Raw genomic sequence first — 21291 nt, 5'->3', positions numbered from 1 at the left:
ATCACTGCTCGCGCAGGCCCCACGGGGAGCCGTATTCGGTCAGCAGATCCAGGAAGGGGCGGGCGGGGAAGGCCTCCGGGCCGAGCACTCCGGAGCCCGACCAGGCGCCACCGGCGAGGAGTTCGAGGGCGACGACGGGATTGACGGCCGTCTGCCACACCACGGCCTGGCAGCCGTACTCGGCCATCGACCACTCGTTGTCGACGACGTGGTACAGGTACACCTCCCGCGCCGCCCCGTCCTTCACACCCCGCACCCACGTGCCCGCGCACGTCTTGCCGCGCATCCGCTCGCCCAGCGTCGCCGGATCGGGCAGACAGGCGGCGACGACGTCCCGGGGCGAGACCTCGACCGGTCCGCCGGGGCCCGACACGGTCACCGGCCGGGTCGCGTCCAGGCCCAGCAGGTGCAGGGTCTTCAGCGTGCCGATGAACTCCTCGCCCAGCCCGTACTTGAAGGTCACCCGGCGGGCGTCGACCCAGCGGGGGACCAGCAGCACCTCCTCGTGCTCCACGTTCACGCACTCCACCGGGCCGATGCCCTCGGGGAAGTCGAACACCTCGGGCTCGCTGAACGGCTCGGTGGTGAACCAGCCCCGGCCGGCCTCGTAGACGACCGGCGGGTTGAGGCACTCCTCGATCGTGGTCCAGATGCTGAACGAGGGGGCGAAGTCATAGCCGTCGACGGTGAGGTTCGCGCCGTCGCGGATGCCGATCTCCTCGATCTCGTCGAAGAGTTCATCGGCCGCGTGCCGGGCGAAGACGTCCGAGAGGCCCGGCTCCACGCCCATGCCCACGAGTGCCAGCGCGCCGTCCTTCGCCCACTCGTCGGCCTGCGCGAACTGCTCGTCACCGAGCTTGATCCCGCACTCGGCGTACGGGCGCTCGGGATGCGGACGCGACAGGGACATCGCCATGTCCACATAGGTGGCGCCGGCCGCGCGCGCCGCCCGGAACAGCGGCATCACGAAGCGCGGGTCGGTGGCGTTGAGGAGGACGTCGCAGGAGTGCCGGCGCAGCAGCGCGGTGACCGCGGCCTCGTCGGAGGCGTCGACGCGCTCGGCGCGGAACCTGGAGTCGGCGAGGAACTCCACGGCCGCCTCGGCGCGCGCGGGGTCGTAGTCGGCGACCACCATGGCCTCGAAGAACGGGCGCCGGGCGGCGATCCGGGTGACGGCGGTGCCCACACCACCGGCGCCCACGAGCAGTACACGCATGACGAGAACTCCCTGCTGGAGGTTACGGAGAAAGCGGGGCCCTGGCGGAGATACAACGCCCGCCGCTCACGTAAGGTCAATGGTGTTGGCATAAGAGTGGGAGGCGCGCGTGCCGAAACCAGTGGTCCCCGAGGAGAAGCGGCGCCGACGCCGTCCGACCAAGAGCGGCACCGTGCTGTCCGAGGCGCTGATCGTCGAGACCGCGCTGCGGTTGCTGCGCGAACACGGCAGCGCCGGGCTCACCGCCCGCCGCCTCGGTCTGGCCCTGGACGCCGACCCGAGCACGCTGTACCGGTACTTCCGTGGCATGGACGACCTGACCCTCGCGATCGGCGACGCGCTCATCGGGCAGGCGTTGCGGGGCTGGCGGGCGACGGGGGAGTGGCGGACCGACCTGACGGCGGTCGGACTGCGGATCCACGCGGCCTACGTCGCCCACCCCCAGGCCGCCCTGCTGACCACCAACCGGGTCACCGGCCGGGCGAACGAACTCGCCGCCGACGAGGCCGTGCTGGACGTGCTGCGCGCCGCGGGCTTCCCGTTGCCGGAGACCGTCCGGATCTACCACGCCTTCATCGACCAGACGCTGGCCTTCGCCGCCCTGGACGCCGCCTCGCTGACCCTGCCGAGCGCCTCCCAGCGCGCCGACGAGGCGATGTGGCGCTCGACGTACGCCCGTCTGCCCCGCAGCACCCACCCCAGAATCGCGGAGGCCGCGCCCCTGCTCGCGACACGCATGGTGACCAGCGCCTATCCGACGGCCCTGGAGATGCTGCTGGACAGCGCCGAGGCCCGGCTCAAGGCAGGCCAGGCCTAGGGCCTGAGCACCTCCGCCGCCGTCTGCGCCACCGCCTCCGCCACCGTCGCCAGGGCCGGCGAGTCCAGCCTCCACTGCTGCCAGTACAGCGGGACGTCCAGCGCGCGCTCCGGCGCGAGGGAGACCAGGCGCCCGGTGTCGAACAGGTCCCCGGCCTGGATCTCCGGCACCATGCCCCAGCCGAGGCCGGCCGCGATCGACGCCACGAAGCCCTCGGAGGTGGGGATCCGGTGCCGGACGGCACTCGCGCCGCCCCGGCCGCGCCGCAGCCGTCGCACGAACGCGTCCTGATGGTCGTCGCTGCGGTCGAAGGTCACCACCGGCGCGCCCGGCAGCGCCTCGCGCAGCGGTCCGTGGAGATGGCGGTCGGCGAAGCCGGGGCTCGCCGCGGCGAGGTAGCGCATCTTCCCCAGCGGCCGGACGGAGCACCCCGCGACGGGCTCGGCGGCGGAGGTCACCGCCGCCATCACCTGACCCTCCCGGAGCAGGGCCGCCGTATGCGCCTCGTCCTCGCGGCGCAGTTCGAAGCAGAGCCGTGGCGCGGACGACACCCGGGTGAGCGCGTCCAGGAACCAGGTCGCCAGCGAGTCGGCGTTCACCGCGACCGACACCCGGGTCGGTTCCTCCTCGGCGCCGCCCATGCCGAGTTCCGCCCGCGCGTCCCGCTCGAGCCGGGCGAGCTGCCGCGCGAACCGCACCACGACGGCGCCCGACTCGGTGGGGCGCACCGGTTTCGTCCGGACCAACAGCACGCGCCCCGTGCGCTGTTCGAGCGCCTTCACCCGCTGGCTGACCGCTGACGGCGTCACATGCAGCTCGGCCGCCGCGGCGTCGAAGGTCCCCTCGTCCACCACGGCGAGCAGCGTACGTACATGGTCCAGCGGCAGCTCCGTCACCATCACGAGAGCTAATGCTACGTAAGAATCCTTAGCTGTACACAGGGTCCGGACCTCCCTAGCGTCGAGGACATGTCCACCGCACTCGCCACGGCCGCCGCCGGATTCGGTACCGGTCTCTCGCTCATCGTCGCCATCGGCGCCCAGAACGCCTTCGTCCTGCGCGAGGGGATCCGCCGCGACGCGGTCCTCGCCGTCGTCGGCATCTGCGCCCTGTCCGACGCCGCCCTGATCGCCCTCGGCGTGGGCGGAGTGGGAGCGGTGGTGGTGGCGTGGCCGGGGGCGCTGACCGCGATCGGCTGGATCGGCGGAGCCTTCCTGATCGGCTACGGCGTGCTCGCCGCCCGGCGCGTCCTGCGGCCCGCCGGCGCGCTGCGGGCGGACGGGGAGGCCACCGGGTCCCGGCGGCGGGCGGTGATGACCTGTCTGGCGATGACCTGGCTCAACCCGCACGTCTACCTCGACACCGTCTTCCTGCTGGGCTCCCTCGCCGCCGACCGGGGCGAGCTGCGCTGGACCTTCGGGCTGGGCGCCGTCCTCGCCAGCCTGTGCTGGTTCGCGGCCCTCGGCTTCGGCGCGCGGCTGCTCAGCCCGTTCCTGTCCCGGCCCACGGCCTGGCGGGTGGTGGACGGTCTGGTCGCCGCCACGATGCTCGCCCTCGGGACGTCGCTCCTTCTCGGCGCCTGAGATCCCGCGCCCCGAACTTCCGCCGGGCGGTGCCATAGTGAACCCTGGTCCGAAAAAGATGTAACGAGCAACCAGGAAGTCCGTGGACACCACCGAACAGCAGCCGCCCGCCCAGGAGGCCCGAAGCGGCTGGCGCCGCTGGGCCATGGACACCCGCCCGCTGCGCCGCCCGGCCTACCGCAGGCTGCGGTCCTCGACGATCGTCACGGCGGTCGGCAGCCAGCTCACGGCGGTCGCCGTGCCCAAGCAGATCTACGACATCACCGGCTCCTCGGCCTGGGTCGGCTACGCGAGCCTCGCCGGACTGCTCCCGCGGTCGCCGACACCATGGACCGCCGCAAGCTGCTGCTGATCACCAACTGCGGGATCGCCGTCACCGCGGTGCTGTTCTGGCTCCAGGCCGTCACGGGCCTGGAGTCGGTGGCCGCCCTGATGCTCCTGCTCGCCGCCCAGCAGGCCTTCTTCGGCCTCAACGCCCCCGCCCGCACCGCCTCCATCGCCCGCCTGGTCCCGGCGGACGAGCTGGCCGCGGCGGGCGCCCTCGGTTCGACCGTCATGCAGACCGGACTGGTCGCCGGGCCGCTGCTGGCCGGTGCCCTGATCCCGGCGATCGGTCTGGCCGAGCTGTATCTGCTCGACGCGCTGGCCCTGTGCGTGACGGTGTGGGCGGTCCACCGGCTGCCCCCGCTGCCGCCCCTGGCCGGCTCGGCGGTCCGGCGCGCCGGGGTGCGGGAGATCGGCGCGGGCTTTCGCTACATCGCCCTGCACAAGGTGCTGTTGCTGTCCTTCCTCGCCGATGTGATCGCCATGGTCCTCGGCATGCCCCGGGCCCTGTTCCCCCAACTCGCCGCCGAGACCTACGCCTCCTACGGCGAGGGCCTCGCGCTCGGTGTGCTGTTCGCCGCGATCCCCGTCGGCGCGGTGCTCGGCGGCCTGTTCTCCGGCACCTTCTCCCGTGCGCGGCGGCACGGCCTGATGGTGATCGGGGCGGTCGTCGCCTGGGGCGCCGCCGTCACGGGCTTCGGGCTGAGCCGGAGCCTGTGGCTCGCGGTGGCGTTCCTGGTCGTCGCCGGGGTCGCCGACATGGTGTCGATGGTCTTCCGCGGGGCGATCCTGCTGTCCGCCGCGACCGACGAGATGCGCGGGAGGATGCAGGGCGTGTTCACCGTGGTCGTCGCGGGCGGACCCCGGCTCGCCGATGTCCTGCACGGCACCGCGGGTTCCGCCTTCGGCGCGCGCCAGGCGGTGGCGGGCGGCGGCCTGCTGGTCGTCGTCACGATGCTGGGCCTGGCCCTCGCCGTCCCGGCGCTGCGCCGCTACCGCGTCTGATCCCGGCTACAAAGCGCTGCTGCCCCGGCGCATCCCGTACTGCTCCATCAGCTTGCCCCGGGTGACCTCCAGCCGGTGCGCGAGGATCTCGGCGACCTGGCGGATCAGGATCAGGCCGAGCTGCTGGTCCTCGTCGCACAGCGCCCGTACGGCCGCCGCGTCGAACTCGTAGGCGCGCACCGGGCTGAACGCCTCCGCGCCGAAGTCCCACTGGTACGGCGGGAACAGCCAGGACCAGCCGAGCAGATCCCCGGCCCCGAGGCTGGCGACGGTGACGCGTTGCAGGGAGGTCACCCGCTGGTCGAGCGAGACGGCCCCGGAGCGGATGACCCAGAAGCGGTCCGCGGTGCCCCCGGCCTCGAAGATGCGGGCGTCCTCGGGAAAGGAGACCTCCTTGGCGAGGGCCATGAGCCGCTGGCGCTGCGGCGGCGGAAGGGCGGTCAGCAGTTTCGTCGCTTTCGTCATGACACGGGGCTCCTCGCCGGCGTCGGGGTTCCGGGGCTTTCCCTACGCCCATTTCAGCCGCTGCCGACGCGTAGGGCACCTCGGCGGACTACAGAACCGGTGGAGAATTCCGAGGGCATGAAAAAGCCCTGGCTGGACGGGGGAAGCCAGCCAGGGCCGTATGCGGGGTACGGGGGACGGACGACGTCAACCCCGCGACCACGTATGGATGAACCGTAAACCATTCATGACGGCTGTGAGAAACCGGGACCGGGTCACGTGACCCGTTTCACTTCGTTTCCTTCATGACCCTGATCGTCTCCAGATGCGGATCGCTCGGATCCGGCAGGTTCATGCCCGCGTCCCGCCCGCTGAGCAGATACCGCAGCACCGGCTCGGTCAGCCGCTCGCCCGGCAGGACGACCGGGATGCCCGGCGGATACGGCGTGATCATCTCGGCGGCGACCCGTCCGGCCGCCTCGTCCGCCGGCACGTCCTCGGCCGGCCCGAAGAAGGCGTCCCGGGGCAGGCAGGTCTGCTCCAGCCGCAGTTCGGAAGGTGACGGCACCTCCACCCCGGGGACCGGCCGGAGTTGGGGCGCGGCGCCCGCCAGGTCCTCGAGCGCCGCCAGCAGTTCGCCCGTCGTCTCGTCGTCGTCCGCGTGGGTGAGCTGCAGACCGAGCCGCCGGTGGTCGGAGAGATGGACGTCGATCGCGCGGTACTGCCGCAGCCAGTCCGCGGCCCGGTATCCGGTGATGCCGAGGCCGTCCACGTCGACGGTGAGGATCAGCGGATCGAGATCGTGGGCGAGCCCGGCGCCGCAGAGGTCGTCCCGGTCGTTGACGTGCATCCCCTCCAGCAGCTCGATGGAGTCCCGCACCCGGGCCGCGCGGCCCAGCGCCCCGCCCATCAGCTCCTTGCCGTGCAGCGCCATCTGCCGGCGCCAGCCGTCCAGACCGGCATAGATCAGCACCGACGGGCTGGTGCTGCCCAGGAGGTCCGAGCGCATCTTCAGCAGCTGCGGCGGCACGAGGTCGCCCTGGAGGTGGAAGACCGACCCCTGCTCCAGGCCGCTGCCCATCTTGTGCACGCTCGTGACACAGATGTCGGCTCCCGCGTCCATCGCCCACGACGGCAGATCGGGGTGGAAGGGCAGATGCGCACCCCAGGCCTCGTCCACGATCAACGGCCGGGACCGGCTGTGGCACACGTCCGCGAGCGTCCGCAGATCGGCGCAGGTGCCGTACGGCGTGGGACTGGTGACCAGGGCGCCCTTGGCGTCCGGATGCTCGGCGAAGGCCCGTTCGAAGTCCGCCGCGGCCGGGGGATGCGCCAGATGCCGTTCGCCGTCCCAGTGCGGGTCCACCCACACCGGCTCGATCCCGGCGATGATCAGTCCGGACACGACCGACTTGTGGGCGTCCCGCCCGATCAGCAGCTTCTCGTGCGGGCCGGCGACCGACAGCATCGCCGCCTTGACGGACAGGGAGCTGCCGCACGTGGTGAAGAAGGTGTGGTCGGCGTGGACCGCGTCGGCCATCAGCGCCTCGGCGCGCTGGAGCACCTGGTTCCGGGTGAGCCGGTCGTCGAGGCCGCCCGACGCCAGCACGTCCCCGAGGAAGACGGCGTCACCGAGCAGCTCCCGTACGGCGGGATCCGCGCCACGGGCCTGTTTGTGGCCGGGCGGCGAGAACGCCGTCCTCCGCACGCGGTGGTACTCGGCCAGGGCCTCCAGAACCGGCGCTCGCTCGTGATCGGCTTTCATGTGGGGCGGGTTCCCGGCAGAGCGCGAACGAATCGGGGCATCCGGTTCAGGGCTCGTCGTGATGCGTGCCCGGGGTGAGGATCTCGTCCAGCACCGCCCCCACGGCCTCGTAGGCGAGCGTCCGTACGGCGGCCTCGTCGGCGCCGGCCGGGTCACTCGACCGCAGGCCGACGCTGCGGTCGCGCCAGCTCCGCTCCTCCTGCCGCGCACAGGTCCGGGCGCGCTGGATACGCCGAAGCAGTTCGTCTGAGTGCACGACATCGGTCATGACATCCGCGTACCCCCGATTCGGCCGGATCCCCCCGGCCGGCCCGGGCGCCGGGAGGTTTGACCGGCCGGACATCGGCGAGCCGAAGAGGAGGGGATTCACATCGATTCACGTCGATTCTCGGAGTCAGTCGATTCACGGAGTCATAAGATGCGCGGGGAGCAAACCACTCACAGCGTGCGCGAGCCGGCGGAGGCGCGCCGGGCCGTGGAACACGCGGTCGCCGAACACTGCAGCGCCACCGGCGCGCGGTGCGACCGTACCGCGGTCCTGGACGCCCTGCTGGTCGCCTCGGAGCTGACCACCAACGCCATCCTGCACGGCGGAGGCGTCACCGACTTCCGCGTCGACCTCGTCGAACCCGGCGTGCGCGTCTCGGTGAGCGACCGCAGCGAACGCATGCCGGTGCTCATGGACGCCGGTCTGCGCGCCCACCGCCGCATCGGGGGCCGCGGCTGGTCGATCGTGTGCCGTCTCGCCCGCGATGTGCAGGTGGCGGTGCTGCCCGCGGGGGGCAAGCGCGTGAGCGCCGTGGTGCCGCTCGTCTGACCACGCGCCTCGGTGAGCCGGTCGCCCCGGTGCGCCGACACGACCGCCGCGTAACCGAAAGGCGCGGCCCCGAACCTCCCAGGTGAGTGCCGCCCGAAGCTGGGCATCCGGACTCCGGGAGGTCGAGATGAATCTGAGTGCCGTGACCAGGGCCGGTCGTACCCCGGCCGAGAGCAAGGCGACCGCGTCGGTGACCGAGGGCGCCGCCCGGGCGGGCCTGGCCGCGCGGGGCGTGATCTACCTGTTGGTCGGTGCCCTCGCCCTGCAGATCGCCTTCGGCGACCGACAGCAGCAGGCCGACCGCCAGGGCGCCCTGACCGAGGTCTCCGACAAGCCGCTCGGGTCCGTGTTGCTGTGGGCTCTGGGCATCGGCCTGGTCGGAATGGCCCTGTGGCGGCTCTCCGAGGCGATCTTCGGTTCCGTGGGCAAGGACGGCCGCAAGCCGCACAAGCGCGGCCTCGCGCTGGTGAGGTGCCTCTTCTACAGCTTCGTCGCGTTCTCCGTGCTGCGCTTCGCCGCGAGCGGCGGACAGGAGGGCGGCAAGTCCGGCGACAAGGAGTCCCGCGACATCACCGCCACCGCGCTGGAGCTGCCCGCCGGACAGTGGCTCGTCGCCGCCGGCGGTGTGGGGATCGTCATCGCGGGCGTCTGGATCGGCGTCCAGGCGATCCGCCGGAGCTACCACGACAAGCTCAAGCTCGGCGAGATGTCCCGCACCGAGCGACGGCTGGCGGACGTGACGGGCGTGGGCGGCGGTGTGGCGCGCGGCGTGGTGTTCACCACCCTGGGCGCGTTCGCCGTACAGGCCGCCGTCGACTACGAACCGGACCGGGCCAAAGGCCTTGACGACACGCTGCGCACCTTCGCCGACACCGCGCTCGGCCCCTGGCTGCTGGTGGTGGTCGCGTTCGGTCTGGTGCTGTTCGGAATCTTCTCTTTCGTCCTCGCACGCAGGCGACGCGTCTGAGACGGCTCGTACGGGGAACGCGGCAGTGATGAACGACTACGAGCTTCCGCCCGACGGCCGGCCCGTGGACATCTACCTCGGCCTGCTGCGTTCGCGGATGGACACCGAGAATTTCCTCCGCCTGCTCGACGTGGTCGAGCCGGTCCTCCAAGCGATCGACGAGCGGCGGTTCCCGCCCGCCGAACTGGCCCTGGACGGTGACGGCGACGACGAACTGCCCCAGGAGGTGCGCGACGAGGCCGCTCTGGTCATCGCCACCGCCGTCACCGGACGCCTCGACAACGAGGTCGTCGAGATCGACCTGGGCGACACCGGCTCCATCCGGGTGGTCACGGACGCGGCCACGGCCTCGGACCCCGACCGGCTGGACGAGATCGCGTCCTACATCCGGGGCCGCCGCCACGACGACGAGGAGCTGCGCGGCATCGCCGAGGCCAGCGGTCTGCCCACCGATTTCTGACTAGCCTCCGGTCGGTACGCCCAGCGGCCGGGCCAGGCCCATCACCGACTCGTCCAGCCGCTGGAGGTGGCGCAGCACCCGGTCGGTCACCCGGCCGTACCGGGTGGCGCCGGGCGCCTGGGGTTCCAGGAGCGAGGCGATGCTCGGGCCGGTCTCGACCCGGTCCGTGGCCCGCTCGTCGGCGACATGGGCGGCGATCGCCTCGATGTTGTGGGCGATGCGCCGCCCGGCGCCGCGCAGGCGGGGATCCGCCGCGATCGAGGGATGCGTGGGCAGCAGCTCGGCGGTCGCCGCCAGCGAACGCGCGTGATAGGCCGCCGTCTCCAGCAGCGCCACCACATAGCGGGCGGTGTCGCGCCGGGCGCGCAGCGGGGTGACCGGGTGGGTCAGCGGCTGGGTGGCGGCCCGGAGGTCGGCCAGCGCCTGATCCAGCTCGCGCGCCTGGTCGAGCAGTTCCACCGGCGGCCCGCCGCTGAGCTGGTCCACGGCGCTTTCGGTGACCTCCCCGAGCCGGTCCAGAACCGTGCCGAGCAGGTCGTTCGTCCGCCGGTCGGTGGCGACGGGCAGCACCAGCGCCGCCGCGACGATCCCGCAGGCCGCTCCGAGCGCGGTCTCCTCCACCCGCAGCACCAGGACCGAGAAGCTGTAGGTGTGCAGCAGCGTGTAGAGCAGCCCCAGCGCGGCCGTCACGAAGAACGACATCAGCGTGTACGACAGGGGCGCGGTGTAGAACATCAGGAACACGAACACCAGCACGAGCCCGAAGGCGGTCACGGTGTGCTGCCCGACCAGGCCCGCCAGCACGATTCCGGCCACGACGCCGAACAGCGTGCCGAGGAGCCTGCGGTAGCCCTTGACCAGGATCTCGCCCGTCGAGGACGTGTTCAGGAAGACGATCCAGCAGGTCAGCACGGCCCAGTACCAGCGGTGGCTGGAGAGCAGCTCCCCGCCCACCATGGCCAGCGAGGAGCCCACGGCGACCTGCACCGCGGCCCGGGTGGTGGGCCGCCGCAGCCCCGTCAGCTCCTCCTGTTCGGTCTCCTCGGCGGCGTCGATGGCGGCGTCCTCGGCGTCCAGCTCCTCCCGGGAGCGCGTCGTGGACGGGGTGTCGTCCGACTCGTCCTGCGGCCCCTCCAGCGCCAGGCGCAGTCCCAGGACCGCCCGCGCGGCCTCGCCGATGCCGCGAAAGACGTCCTGCGCGGCCGGGGAGACGTCGGGCAGGTTCTCCTCGTCGCGGTAGGACAGCAGCCGGTTGCGGACCTGGGCCAAGCCGGTGCCGCCCGGGTGCTGGACGAGCAGGCGCAGCGCCCGCAGATCCCGGCGCAGGGTCTGCGCGGCGTCCCGCACCGGCAGCCGCCCGGCGGACGGGACGGGCGCCCCGGGCAGATGCAGGGTCAGGGTGTCCGTGCGCTCGGCGCTGCGCGCGGTCAGCAGGAGCAGGCCGAGCCGCTCGGCGGCGATCTCCGCGTCCGCCACCCGCCGCTGCACCAGCCGGGCCGTGCCCTCGTCGGCGGTGCCCTCCTCGAGGCGGCCCTGGATCATCAGCGCCGTCTCGTGCAGCCGCGCGACGCCCTCACGTACGTCGTCCAGCGCCCGGTCCGCCTCCTCGGGCCCGGCGTCCAGCAGCGCGAGCTGGGCCGACACCAGTTGCGCGAGGCGGGCCCGGAAGGCCTCCCGCAACCGGGTCAGGGTCCCTGCCGGAGTCTCTGGCACGAGCGCGAACCGCACCACGGCACTGCAGGCGAAGGCCGTGCCCACAGCGGCGTACAACTCGGGCAGGTCCGAGACGGTGGTGCCGACGAACAGGGACACGAAGTACAGCTGGAACGCCATCAGGCCGAGCGCGGTCCCACGGTCGCCGAACCGTCGCCCGTACACGGCGCCGAAGATCAGCGCGACGAAGAACAGGTCGCCCGCGACGACGTGGGAGTGGAGCAGTGCGGCCAGCGTGACGGAGGCGAGCGCCACCGGAAGACCGAGGGCGAGGGTGACGGCCTGGGGACCGCGCTGCTTCTCCCGTACGGCGAAGGTGGAGACCATCGCCGCCATGGCTCCGGCGACCAGATGGGGCACATCGGCCCCGAACAGGGCGAGGAGGACCAGCGTGAGCGCGATGGAGCCCACCGTCCGCAGGCCCGCGGCGAGCCGCAGCAGCCCGGGATCGGAGGCCGCGATCCGGTCCCGAAGCCGCGCCCACGCTCCTGGCGTACTTCCGGAGGAAACGGTTCGCCTCCTCTTGGCCGGTCCGTTCCCGATCGGTCCCGTCCCGGTCTGCCCTCGCCTGGTTCGCCCCCTGTCCGCGCTGTCTACTCCTCGGCCCCCGTCCCTGTCACGTGCTCGCGCAGTTGCTCCGGCGTCAGATAGGCGTCCGTGTACTCGAAGTCCTTGAGCTTGGCGGGCTTGCGAGCCTGGAAGCCGGTGCGCACGAAGTCGTCGCCGGCGATCGCGTTGAGCACCCAGTTCGTCAGCACCCGGGTCTTGGCGACATTGGTGCGCAGCGCCGACCAGTGGTAGCCGCGGGCCACGACCTGGGCCGGCAGACCGCGCAGTTCGACGCCGAGCGGCTTGGAGACCGCGTCCTTGCCGCCGAGATCGACGACGAGGCCGAGGTCCTTGTGCTCGTAGGGACGCAGCGGCTGATTGCGCAGCGTGGCGATGACATTGTCCGCGGCCACCTTGCCCTGGCGCATCGCGTGCTGGGCGGTGGGCGGGCAGACCGCGTCCTCCTCCTTCTTGGCCAGGTCCGGCACGGCCGCCGCGTCCCCCAGCGCGAACACGCCATCGTGACCGGGCAGGCTCATGTCGGACCGCACCTCGAGCCGACCGCGTACCGTCTTCTCGCCGAGCGTGCCGATGAGCGGGCTGGCGACCACCCCGGCGGTCCAGATCAGGGTGCGGGTGGGAACCACCCGGCCGTCGGTGAACGTGACCTCCTCCGGCCCGGCCTTCGCGATGGAGACCCCGAGGGAGATCTCCACCCCGCGCCGCCGCAGTATCTCCTGGGCGTCCCGGCCCAGCTTCTCGCCCAGCTCCGGCATGAGCTTCGGCGCGATGTCGATCAGATGCCACTTGATCAGCGCCGGGTCCAGCCGCGGGTAGCGCTTGACGGCGTTGTGCGTCAGCTGCTGCAGACAGGCGGCGGTCTCGGTGCCCGCGTAGCCGCCGCCGACCACCACGAACTGCAGCCGGGCGGCACGCTCGGCCGGATCGTGGCTGGCGTCGGCGAGGTCGAGCTGCGAGATGACGTGGTCACGGATGTAGGCGGCCTCGGCGAGGGTCTTCATGCCGAAGGCGTGGTCGGTCAGACCCGGGATGTCGAAGGTGCGGGTGATGCTCCCGGGAGCCAGCACGATGTAGTCGTACGGCTCGTTGACGATCTCGTCGGTGATCGTGCGGATGACGCAGACCTTCGAGGCGAGGTCCACGCCGATGGCGCCGCCCGGGATGATCCGGGTGCGGTACCTGCGGCTGCGCCGCAGGGACAGCGCGATCGACTGGGGCGTCAGCACGCCGGAGGCGACCTGGGGGAGCAGGGGCAGATAGAGCTGGTAGGCGAACGGCGTCACCAGGGTGACGTCGGCCTCGTCGGCGGCGAGCCTGCGCTCCAGACGGCGGACGCACCCCACTCCGGCGAAACCTGCGCCAACCACCAGGATCCTGGGTCGTGTCACGGTGTTCTTCCCTTCTGCGGCTCCAGGCGGTCTGTTACGACGTCGTACGCCTGCCCTGGATCGCTGCTTCCCACCACATCGATCCCACCGCGCTCGCGGCGGCCGCGCCAGTCGGGTGCGGCAGGCAGATGAACGACGTTTTCGAGCCACAGTGCCCGAAGGCGGCCACGGGCACACGGGGTTCTCCGAGAACTGCCGCGGGCTCACCAGGGCAGGAAGGCATGGACGTCCTTGCCCCGCTCATGGGTGATGACCCCGACCTGATGGCTCAGGCTCCGCACCAGATACCAGCCGATTCCGCGGCCGCCCTGGCGGACGTCGAAGGAGCGCGGCACCGGTGGCTCGGTACTGGTGTCGCGCATGATGACGTGCACCCCGTCGAATGCCCGGCTCAGCCGCAGCTCGAAGGGGCCCGGGGCGTACTCCACGGTGTTCTGGGCCAGCTCCGTGACCACCAGCAGGATGTCGTCACAGTGGTCGGGCTCCGTAGGTGGGGCTACCCGCGCGAGGTCGCGGAGGAACTCCTCCGCCGCCAAACGCGCCCTGGTCACGTCCGCGTGTTCGCCCGCGAAGCGGACGAGGCGGTGCGTAATCTCCTGTGCCGCCAAGGTGTCGTCGTCCGTCTCTCCCCCCAAACAACTGCGGTGTCCGGCTTCCCCGCTCACCGCGATCTACGCGCCCTCACCTGAAGACGTTGTCGGAGTCGTCCCACACCCCCGAGTCATCCGGCACCGACTGCTGGCGGGTCCGTGCCCGTGCCTGGTACATCGCGTCGATCTCCAGCGCGTAGTGCCGCACGATGACGTCCCGGCGCAGCTTCATCGACGGTGTCAGCAGACCGTTGGCCAGGTCGAACGGCTCGGGCAGCACCCGGAACACCCGGATCGACTCCGACCGTGACACCGCGCTGTTGGCCGCCGCCACGGCCCGGGTGATCTCCTCTCGCAGCGCGTTCTCCTCGCGGGCGTCCCGGGCGTCCCGGGCGCGCGGGTCGGGGCGCGGCTCCAGCGTGCCGCGCCAGTACGCCAGGAAGTCCGGGTCCAGGGTGAGCAGCGCTCCGACACAGGGCCGGTCGTCGCCGACGACCACCGCCTGGTGGATCAGCGGGTGCATGCGCAGCCGCTGTTCCAGGGCGGCCGGGGCGACGCTCTTGCCACTGCTGGTGATGATGACGTCCTTCTTCCGGCCGGTGATCGCCAGATAGCCGTCGGAGTCGAGGACCCCGAGGTCCCCGGTGGCCAGCCAGCCGCCGCGCAGCGCGGCCCGGGTCGCGGCCTCGTCGTTGACGTAGCCCTGGAACACCGAGGGACCGCGCACCAGGATCTCCCCGTCGTCCGCCACCCGGACGTCCATGCCCGGCAGCACCTTGCCGACCGTCCCCGACCGCTCCCGGCCCGGCGGCTGCGCGGTGACCCCGCCGGCGGTCTCGGTCAGCCCGTAGCCGTCGTTGAGGTAGATGCCGATGCCCTCGTAGAACAGGGATATCTCCCGGTTCAGCGGCGAGCCGCCCGAGGTCGCCCGGCGGACCCGGCCGCCGAGCGCGGCCCGCAGCCCGCGGTACACCGTGCGTTCGTACAGGGCGTGCTGGAGCCGCAGATCGAAGCCGGGCCCGGGTCCCTCGCCGAGCCGGTGCCGCTCCGCGGCCAGGGCGAAGTCCCGGGCCGTGTCGGCCGCCCGTTCGAAGAGCGCCCCGCGGCCGCTCTCCCGGGCGGAGCGCAGGAAGTTCTTGTAGATCTTCTCGAAGACCGACGGGACGGCACAGAGGTACGTCGGCCGGAACGAGCGCAGCGACGCCGCCAGACCGTCCCCGCTCGGGTCGGACTCGTGCCCCATCAGCATCCCGCCGCGCACACAGAGCCCCTGGACCATGAGCCCGTACACATGGGAGAACGGCAGGAAGGCGAGTACCGAGGCCTGGCCCCCCGGCGGGACCACCGTGTGCCCCCAGCCCGCCAGCAGGGTGTCGCACGGGCTCGCCAGACTCCGGTGGCTCAGCGCGCAGCCGAGCGGGCGCCCGGTGGAGCCGGAGGTGTAGGCGATCACGGCGGTGGAGTCCGGCAACACGATCCGGCGCAGCGAGTCCACCGTGGCCAGCGGCACGAACGCGCCCCGTTCCACCAGCTCGCCCAGCGCCCCCGCGTCCAGCTGCCACACATGGCGCAGCCTCGGCAGCGAGGCGCACACGGACCCGACCGTCATGACCGACTGCTCGTCCTCGACCACCACGCCCACGCACCCGGCGTCCCGGAGGATCCACTCCACCTGCTCGCGCGAGGACGTCGGATACACGGGGACGACCTCGGCGCCCACCGCCCACAGGGCGAAGCTGAGGACCGTCCACTCGTACCGGGTGCGCGCCATGATGGCCACCCGGTGGCCCGGCGAGATCCCGGAGGCGACCAGCCCCTTGGCCAGATCCACCACGGTGTCCCGCAGTTCCACCGCGGTGATCTCCGTCCACTCCGCGGAGCCCGCGACCCGGCGCGCGAGCACCGGCAGGGTGGGCTCGAGGGCGGCCCGTTCGAAGACGCTGTCGGCGAGGCCGCCCACCGGCGGCGCGGAGACGGAGGGAGCCAGGGCGAAGTCGCGCATGCGCAGCTCCTGTGGTGTACGCGGTGTGACGCCACCGACGAGCAGGGTTATCGGCGGTGCTCGAATCTAGCCGAGGTACGAGCGAACCGTGCCGGAAACCGACAAGTCGAACGGCCCGATCGCTGCGGCCCGTGACGGCCGAGCACCGAGTGGCGACCGAGGCGCCTGCCGCTTCACCCACCACGGGAGGAGGCGTCGGCCGATCACGAGGACGGCCGACGCCCCCGTGCCCCTCCTCGCGCGGGCGGGGGCCGCTTCACTCCTGGGTACGCCGCACGCACTCCGTCACCACGGCCCCCAGGTCGCTGGTGCGGCGCATCAGCTCGCGCTGCACCCGGGCGCCGTTGCCCCGGCCGAGGAGGTCGGCGACGAGGGTGCGGGCGCGGTCGAGGTCGTCGGTCTCCGCCAGCGCGTCGCCGACGTGGTCCAGCAGGGCCCGCACGACCGCCGCGGCGGGCATGGGCCGCATGGTCACGGGGTGCAGCAGCTCCTCCGTGAGCCCGGTACGGGCCGCCTGCCAGGCGGCGAGCCGCAGCACGCTCACGCTGTGCGCGGGCGGCTCGATCCCGGCCCGCCACTCCCGCGCGGAGGTCTCCACCAGGGCGCGGGCCAGGGTGGCGAGCAGGACGGGGGTGTCCGCGTGCAGACAGACGTCCGCCACCCGGATCTCCACCGTCGGATAGTTCCGGCACAGCCGGGCCTCGAAGTAGACCATCGCCTTGTCGAGGATCACCCCGGTGTCGAGCATGTCCGCGACGACCTGGTGGTACCGCTCCGCCGACCCGAAGAGCTCGGTCGGACCGGCGGACGGCCAGCGCTGCCACACCCGGCTGCGGTAGCTGCTGTACCCCGTGTCCTTGCCCTGCCAGAACGGTGAATTGGTGCTCAGCGCGCCCAGGACCGACAACCACGGCCGCATCCGGTCGATCACCGCGACGCCCTCGTCGTCGGAGTCCACCGACACATGGACATGGCAGCCGAGGACCAGCTGCTCCCGGGTGGCGATGCCGTACTGCTCCGCCATCCACTGGTAGCGCCGGGCCTCCCCCACGGAAGGGCTGACCGGCAGCGGGGAGGTGGCCAGCGCGGCGACGGCACAGCCGAGCTCGCCGGCGCGCCGCGCCGCCTCCTTGCGGCACCGGACGATGTCCCGGTGAAGGTCGTCCATGTGAGAGTGGGGCTGGCTGGCGTATTCGAGCATCTGATCGTGCAGCTCTTTCTCGAACACGTCCTTCCCGTCCGCGCTGTCCCGCGCGGCCCGGGCGATGATCTCGGCCGACACCGCCCGTGGTTCACCCGTCTCCGGATCGACCAGGAGGAGTTCTTCCTCCACTCCGACAGTACGCACCTGAGGCACCCCTTCTGCGGCCCGATGCGAGGACGACGAGGATTCGTCGTACGCCCCGACTGCCCGTTCGAGGGCATTCGGACACCTCGCATCGCCACCCGGGCCTCAGGAGGGGTACGGCGTCAGCCACACCGTCGCCAGCGGCGGCAGCGTGATCCGGATGCCGTCCTCCTCCGGCTTGATCGGACCGCCATTGGTGACGTCACCGCCGCCGAACCGGCCCGCGTCCGTGTTCAGGGTCTCCTCCCAGACCAGGCCGCCCTCGGGCACCCAGATGCGGTAGTCCTCGCGGACCACGGGGGAGAAGTTCGACACCGCGAGCAGGGGGGTGCCGTCGGCGGCGTACCGGAGGAAGGCGAAGACGTTGTCGTCCGCCGCGTCCCCGAGGGCCCACTGGAAGCCGCCGGGGTCGGTGTCCCGCTGCCACAGTGCCGGAGTCGCCCGATAGGCCGTGTTCAGCTCCTTGACCAGCTCCAGCACACCCCGGTGGTCCGCCTCCGCGCAGTACTCCGGGTCCAGCAGCCACCACTCGGGCCCGTGCGGCTCGGACCACTCGGCGCCCTGGGCGAACTCCTGGCCCATGAAGAGGAGCTGCTTGCCGGGGTGGGCCCACATGAAGCCGAGGTAGGCGCGGTGGTTGGCGCGTCGCTGCCACCAGTCGCCCGGCATCTTGGACACCAGGGCCTGCTTGCCGTGCACGACCTCGTCGTGGGAGATCGGCAGCACGTAGTTCTCGCTGTAGGCGTACACCATCGAGAAGGTCATCTCGTTGTGGTGGTACTTGCGGTGGACCGGCTCGTGGCTGACGTAGCCGAGGGAGTCGTGCATCCAGCCCATGTTCCACTTCAGGCCGAAACCGAGCCCGCCGCTGTCGGTGGGCCGGGTCACCCCTTCCCAGGCGGTGGACTCCTCGGCGATCGTCACCACGCCCGGCGCCCGCCGGTACACGGTGGCGTTCATCTCGCGCAGGAACTCCACCGCGTCCAGGTCCTCCCGGCCGCCGAACACGTTGGGCGTCCACTGGCCGGAGTCGCGTGAGTAGTCCAGGTAGAGCATCGAGGCGACCGCGTCCACGCGCAGTCCGTCGATGTGGAACTCCTCGCACCAGTACACGGCGTTGGCGACGAGGAAGTTGCGCACCTCGGTCCGGCCGAAGTCGAACTCGTACGTCCCCCAGTCCGGATGCTCGGCCCGCCGGTCGTCCCCGGGCTCGTACAGCGGCTCCCCGTCGAAGCGGGCCAGCGCCCAGTCGTCCTTGGGGAAGTGGGCGGGCACCCAGTCCATGATCACGCCGATGCCGGCCCGGTGGAGCGCGTCGATCAGGTGCTTGAAGTCGTCGGGCGTGCCGAGCCCGGCCATGGGGGCGTAGAAGCCGGTGACCTGGTAGCCCCAGGAACCCGAGAAGGGGTGGTGGGCGACCGGCATGAACTCCACATGGGTGAAGCCGAGGTCGTTGACGTACGCGGGGAGCACCTCGGCCAGCTCGCGGTAGGTCAGCCCCGGCCGCCAGGACGGCAGGTGCACCTCGTACACCGAGAACGGCGCCACATGCACGGGCACGTCCCCGCGGTGTGCCATCCACTCCGCGTCGCCCCACTCGTAGCGCGAGGAGTGCACCACGGACGCGGTGTCCGGGGGCACCTCCGCGTACCGCGCCATCGGGTCGGCCTTGAGGAAGCGGTGGCCGTGCCGGGAGTGGATCTCGAACTTGTACTTGGTGCCCTCGCCGACCCCGGGCAGGAACAGCTCCCACACCCCCGACGCGCCGAGGGAGCGCATCGGGAAGGCGGTCCCGTCCCAGAAGGTGAAGTCCGCGGCGAGCCGCACGCCCTGGGCGTTCGGCGCCCACACGGTGAAGCGGGTGCCGGTGACGCCCTGGTGGGTCATCGGCTCGGCGCCGAGCGCCTTCCACAGCTGCTCGTGCCGCCCTTCCCGGATCAGGTGCAGATCCAGCTCACCGAGGGCCGGGAGGAAGCGGTACGGGTCCTCGACCTCGTGCTCCCCGTCCTCGTACGACACGAGCAGGGTGTAGGCCGGGATCTTCTTCCGCCGCGGCACCACGCCGGCGAAGAGGCCGTCGCCCTCGGACGTGAGCTGTCTGCGCCTGCCGTCGATCACCACGCTCACCGCACGGGCGAACGGGCGCAAGGTCCGGAACACGATCCCGCCCGGGACCACATGCGCGCCGAGGAGCGCGTGCGGATCATGATGGGCGCCGGCCAGCAGGCGCCCGCGGTCGGTGGGGTCCAGCGGCGGGGCCGCCGCCGTGCTTCGGGCGGGTCCTGAGGGCTCCGGCAGCGAGGTGTCGCGCAGGGCCATGGGGTCAGCCTCCTCGTACGGCGAGACGTTCGATCGCCGCCATCGGTACGGGAAGCCAGTCCGGACGGTGTCTGGCTTCATACAGCACTTCGTACACGGCCCGGTCGGTTTCGTACGCGCGCAACAGGCCGTGTTTCTTGCGCGGATCCCAGCCGGCGGCGGAGGCGTACCCCGCGCAGAAGGCCTCCCGGCAGCGGCGGGCCCACTCCGGGCGCCAGGGGCGGCGCTGCCGCGCCGCGTAGTCGAAGGAGCGCAGCATCCCGGCGATGTCCCGGACCGGGGAGTGCGGGCTGCGTCGTTCGGCCAGGGGCCGGGACGGTTCACCCTCGAAGTCGATCACGAACCACTCCCGTCCGGCCCGCAACACCTGACCGAGGTGCAGATCGCCGTGGACGCGCTGGGCCGGCGGACCGGCGTCGCAGGTGGTGAGCGCCCCGAAGGCGGTCCGCAGGCCGGGCACGAACGGCCGCAGCGCCGGTACGCAGTGCGCGGCGGCGTCCAGGCGCTCGGTCATCGCCGTCGCCGTACGGCCGTTCTCGCGAACGGTGTCGCACGGGAACGCCGCGGCGAGGGCCAGGTGGACCTCGGCCGTGGCCCGGCCCAGCTGGCGGGCCTCCGCGGTGAAGTCGTCACCGGAGGCGAGGGCCTGCAGGGCCAGCGTCCAGCCGTCGCTGGCGTCCCGCAGGAACGGCTGGAGCACGCCGAGGGTCGCGTCCCAGGGCTGGGTCGTGCGGAACCAGGCCACGGGCGCGGGCACCCTGCGGCAGCCCTGGCGGGCCAGGGCGCCCGGGACCTCCAGGTCCGGGTTGACGCCCGGCTGGATGCGCCGGAACACCTTCAGCACGAAGGCGTCGCCGTACACCAGCGAGGAGTTGGACTGCTCGGCGTCCATCAGCCGGGGCGCCAGGCCCGCGGGCACCGGCACGGACGAGCAGGACTCGAAGCGCAGCGGTCCGGCGGCGCCGGGGTGCCGCAGCCGGTCAAGGAGCATCTGCGCGGACCGCAGGTCCTGCAAGGCGTCGTACACCGTCAGGCCCGCCAGCGGGCCCTCGTCCGCCCGCCCGATGAGGCTGCGGCCCAGGCGCGGGGAGGGGTGCTCCCGCACGCCGAGCAGCAGCTGGTAGCAGTCGCCGGCCGGGGGCGCGGTGGTGCCACCCGGGGCCGGCACCGGGACATGGCCGGCGTGGACCAGCAGATGCAGACAGCCCGGGAACAGCTCGGTCATGGACAACAGGGCCAGGTCGGTGACCGGCCGGTCCTTGCCCGCGAACCACCGCTGCCGCGGCAGCCACTGACGCAGCAGACCGCCGAGCGAGACCATGATGTCGGCGACGGCCGGAGGGCTCGGTCTGAGGGATGCGGTCTTCGGCATGGTGACGCGTCCTTTCGTCGGCACACGCTCAAGGGCACACGCGCAAGGGGCAGACGCTCAGTGTCGGCGGCCGATGCGGGAGGCGACTCGGGAGAGCCGGAACCAGTAGAAGCCGTGACCCGCCAGGGTGAGCAGGTACGGCAGTTCGCCGATGGCGGGGAAGCGGACCCCGCCGAACAGCTCCACCGGGTGCCGCCCGTCGAACTCGCGCAGATCGAGCTCGGTAGGTTGGGCAAATCGGGAGAAATTGTTCACGCACAGGACGAGATCGTCCTCGTACTCCCGTAGAAAGGCCAGCACCGCCGGGTTGGAGGACTGGAGTTCGGTGAACGAACCGAGTCCGAAGGCGGGATTCTGCTTACGGATCTCGATCATCCGGCGTGTCCAGTGCAGCAGCGAGGAGGGCGACGCCATCGCCGCCTCGACGTTGATCACCTGGTGCCCGTAGACCGGATCCATGATCGTGGGCAGGAACAGCCGGCCGGGGTCGGCCGTCGAGAAGCCCGCGTTGCGGTCCGGTGTCCACTGCATCGGGGTGCGGACCGCGTCCCGGTCGCCGAGCCAGATGTTGTCGCCCATGCCGATCTCGTC

18 protein-coding genes and 1 pseudogene are annotated in these 21291 nt (G+C 72.0%); 6 read left to right on the top strand and 13 right to left on the bottom strand.

Features of this window, described 5'->3' with window-relative positions; genetic code table 11:
- Position 1 precedes the first annotated feature (1 nt).
- The gene (locus ACWDRW_RS33625; protein ID WP_451730155.1) at positions 2–1216 is read right to left on the bottom strand and encodes a saccharopine dehydrogenase family protein; all 1215 of its coding nucleotides are present in this window, start codon (positions 1214–1216) and stop codon (positions 2–4) included.
- A 109-nt stretch (positions 1217–1325) separates the two neighbouring features.
- Here ACWDRW_RS33625 and ACWDRW_RS33620 point away from each other — a divergent pair, with 109 nt between their 5' ends.
- Positions 1326–2033: a TetR/AcrR family transcriptional regulator gene (locus ACWDRW_RS33620; RefSeq protein WP_451730153.1), complete on the top strand. Its 708-nt coding sequence runs from the start codon at positions 1326–1328 to the stop codon at positions 2031–2033.
- On the opposite strand, the gene ACWDRW_RS33615 is transcribed toward ACWDRW_RS33620, so the two are convergent.
- On the bottom strand, positions 2030–2932 hold the full coding sequence (locus ACWDRW_RS33615) for a LysR family transcriptional regulator ArgP (protein WP_451730262.1): 903 nt from the start codon (positions 2930–2932) through the stop codon (positions 2030–2032). The genes ACWDRW_RS33620 and ACWDRW_RS33615 overlap by 4 nt on opposite strands.
- 69 nt (positions 2933–3001) lie before the next feature.
- Here ACWDRW_RS33615 and ACWDRW_RS33610 point away from each other — a divergent pair, with 69 nt between their 5' ends.
- Positions 3002–3616, top strand: coding sequence for a LysE/ArgO family amino acid transporter (locus ACWDRW_RS33610; protein ID WP_451730150.1), 615 nt, complete (start codon positions 3002–3004; stop codon positions 3614–3616).
- An 82-nt stretch (positions 3617–3698) separates the two neighbouring features.
- Positions 3699–4945 (top strand): annotated as a pseudogene (locus tag ACWDRW_RS33605) (MFS transporter).
- Positions 4946–4951: 6 nt separating this feature from the next.
- Here ACWDRW_RS33605 and ACWDRW_RS33600 read toward each other — a convergent pair.
- The 3 genes from ACWDRW_RS33600 to ACWDRW_RS33590 all read right to left on the bottom strand — a co-directional run bounded on the left by ACWDRW_RS33600 (position 4952) and on the right by ACWDRW_RS33590 (position 7422).
- Positions 4952–5410, bottom strand: coding sequence for a cyclic nucleotide-binding domain-containing protein (locus ACWDRW_RS33600; protein WP_451730147.1), 459 nt, complete (start codon positions 5408–5410; stop codon positions 4952–4954).
- A gap of 268 nt (positions 5411–5678) precedes the next feature.
- On the bottom strand, positions 5679–7154 hold the full coding sequence (locus ACWDRW_RS33595; protein ID WP_451730144.1) for an aminotransferase class I/II-fold pyridoxal phosphate-dependent enzyme: 1476 nt from the start codon (positions 7152–7154) through the stop codon (positions 5679–5681).
- A 46-nt stretch (positions 7155–7200) separates the two neighbouring features.
- Positions 7201–7422: a hypothetical protein gene (locus tag ACWDRW_RS33590; protein WP_451730141.1), complete on the bottom strand. Its 222-nt coding sequence runs from the start codon at positions 7420–7422 to the stop codon at positions 7201–7203.
- Between the two features lie 150 nt (positions 7423–7572).
- Between ACWDRW_RS33590 and ACWDRW_RS33585 the strand changes: the two genes are divergently transcribed.
- The 3 genes from ACWDRW_RS33585 to ACWDRW_RS33575 all read left to right on the top strand — a co-directional run bounded on the left by ACWDRW_RS33585 (position 7573) and on the right by ACWDRW_RS33575 (position 9398).
- Positions 7573–7971, top strand: a complete 399-nt coding sequence (locus tag ACWDRW_RS33585) for an ATP-binding protein (protein WP_451730138.1) — start codon at positions 7573–7575, stop codon at positions 7969–7971.
- Positions 7972–8098: 127 nt separating this feature from the next.
- Complete coding sequence (locus ACWDRW_RS33580) at positions 8099–8938, top strand: DUF1206 domain-containing protein (protein ID WP_451730136.1); 840 nt, start codon at positions 8099–8101, stop codon at positions 8936–8938.
- Positions 8939–8966: 28 nt separating this feature from the next.
- Positions 8967–9398: a hypothetical protein gene (locus tag ACWDRW_RS33575; protein ID WP_451730133.1), complete on the top strand. Its 432-nt coding sequence runs from the start codon at positions 8967–8969 to the stop codon at positions 9396–9398.
- Here the strand turns inward: ACWDRW_RS33575 and ACWDRW_RS33570 are convergent, their stop codons facing one another.
- The 8 genes from ACWDRW_RS33570 to ACWDRW_RS33535 form a co-directional block, all read right to left on the bottom strand.
- On the bottom strand, positions 9399–11573 hold the full coding sequence (locus ACWDRW_RS33570; protein ID WP_451730259.1) for an FUSC family protein: 2175 nt from the start codon (positions 11571–11573) through the stop codon (positions 9399–9401).
- Positions 11574–11704: 131 nt separating this feature from the next.
- On the bottom strand, positions 11705–13069 hold the full coding sequence (locus tag ACWDRW_RS33565) for an NAD(P)/FAD-dependent oxidoreductase (protein WP_451730130.1): 1365 nt from the start codon (positions 13067–13069) through the stop codon (positions 11705–11707).
- A 203-nt stretch (positions 13070–13272) separates the two neighbouring features.
- Positions 13273–13704, bottom strand: coding sequence for an ATP-binding protein (locus tag ACWDRW_RS33560; protein WP_451730128.1), 432 nt, complete (start codon positions 13702–13704; stop codon positions 13273–13275).
- A 46-nt stretch (positions 13705–13750) separates the two neighbouring features.
- Positions 13751–15661 (bottom strand): AMP-dependent synthetase/ligase, encoded by a 1911-nt coding sequence (locus ACWDRW_RS33555; protein WP_451730122.1) that lies wholly within the window; start codon positions 15659–15661, stop codon positions 13751–13753.
- Positions 15662–15917: 256 nt separating this feature from the next.
- Positions 15918–17009 (bottom strand): glutamate--cysteine ligase 2, encoded by a 1092-nt coding sequence (locus ACWDRW_RS33550; RefSeq protein ID WP_451730119.1) that lies wholly within the window; start codon positions 17007–17009, stop codon positions 15918–15920.
- A 105-nt stretch (positions 17010–17114) separates the two neighbouring features.
- Complete coding sequence (gene glgB / locus ACWDRW_RS33545) at positions 17115–19328, bottom strand: 1,4-alpha-glucan branching protein GlgB (RefSeq protein WP_451730116.1); 2214 nt, start codon at positions 19326–19328, stop codon at positions 17115–17117.
- A 4-nt stretch (positions 19329–19332) separates the two neighbouring features.
- Positions 19333–20700: a maltokinase N-terminal cap-like domain-containing protein gene (locus ACWDRW_RS33540; RefSeq protein ID WP_451730113.1), complete on the bottom strand. Its 1368-nt coding sequence runs from the start codon at positions 20698–20700 to the stop codon at positions 19333–19335.
- Between the two features lie 57 nt (positions 20701–20757).
- Positions 20758–21291 (bottom strand): alpha-glucosidase C-terminal domain-containing protein (locus ACWDRW_RS33535; protein WP_451730110.1); only part of this gene is annotated, 534 nt, incomplete at its 5' end.

Source organism: Streptomyces sp. NPDC003635 (assembly GCF_053587635.1).
The sequence above is the reverse complement of the archived record's forward strand: the minus strand, read 5'-3'. Positions and strand labels throughout refer to the sequence as shown.

Bases quoted from the DNA above. Each gene is read 5' to 3' on its own strand.
- ACWDRW_RS33625 (WP_451730155.1), bottom strand. From the start codon at position 1,216: ATGCGTGTACTGCTCGTGGGCGCCGGTGGTGTGGGCACCGCCGTCACC.
- ACWDRW_RS33615 (WP_451730262.1), bottom strand. From the start codon at position 2,932: ATGGTGACGGAGCTGCCGCTGGACCATGTACGTACGCTGCTCGCCGTG.
- ACWDRW_RS33610 (WP_451730150.1), top strand. From the start codon at position 3,002: ATGTCCACCGCACTCGCCACGGCCGCCGCCGGATTCGGTACCGGTCTC.
- ACWDRW_RS33600 (WP_451730147.1), bottom strand. From the start codon at position 5,410: ATGACGAAAGCGACGAAACTGCTGACCGCCCTTCCGCCGCCGCAGCGC.
- ACWDRW_RS33595 (WP_451730144.1), bottom strand. From the start codon at position 7,154: ATGAAAGCCGATCACGAGCGAGCGCCGGTTCTGGAGGCCCTGGCCGAG.
- ACWDRW_RS33590 (WP_451730141.1), bottom strand. From the start codon at position 7,422: ATGACCGATGTCGTGCACTCAGACGAACTGCTTCGGCGTATCCAGCGC.
- ACWDRW_RS33585 (WP_451730138.1), top strand. From the start codon at position 7,573: ATGCGCGGGGAGCAAACCACTCACAGCGTGCGCGAGCCGGCGGAGGCG.
- ACWDRW_RS33580 (WP_451730136.1), top strand. From the start codon at position 8,099: ATGAATCTGAGTGCCGTGACCAGGGCCGGTCGTACCCCGGCCGAGAGC.
- ACWDRW_RS33575 (WP_451730133.1), top strand. From the start codon at position 8,967: ATGAACGACTACGAGCTTCCGCCCGACGGCCGGCCCGTGGACATCTAC.
- ACWDRW_RS33555 (WP_451730122.1), bottom strand. From the start codon at position 15,661: ATGCGCGACTTCGCCCTGGCTCCCTCCGTCTCCGCGCCGCCGGTGGGC.
- glgB (WP_451730116.1), bottom strand. From the start codon at position 19,328: ATGGCCCTGCGCGACACCTCGCTGCCGGAGCCCTCAGGACCCGCCCGA.
- ACWDRW_RS33540 (WP_451730113.1), bottom strand. From the start codon at position 20,700: ATGCCGAAGACCGCATCCCTCAGACCGAGCCCTCCGGCCGTCGCCGAC.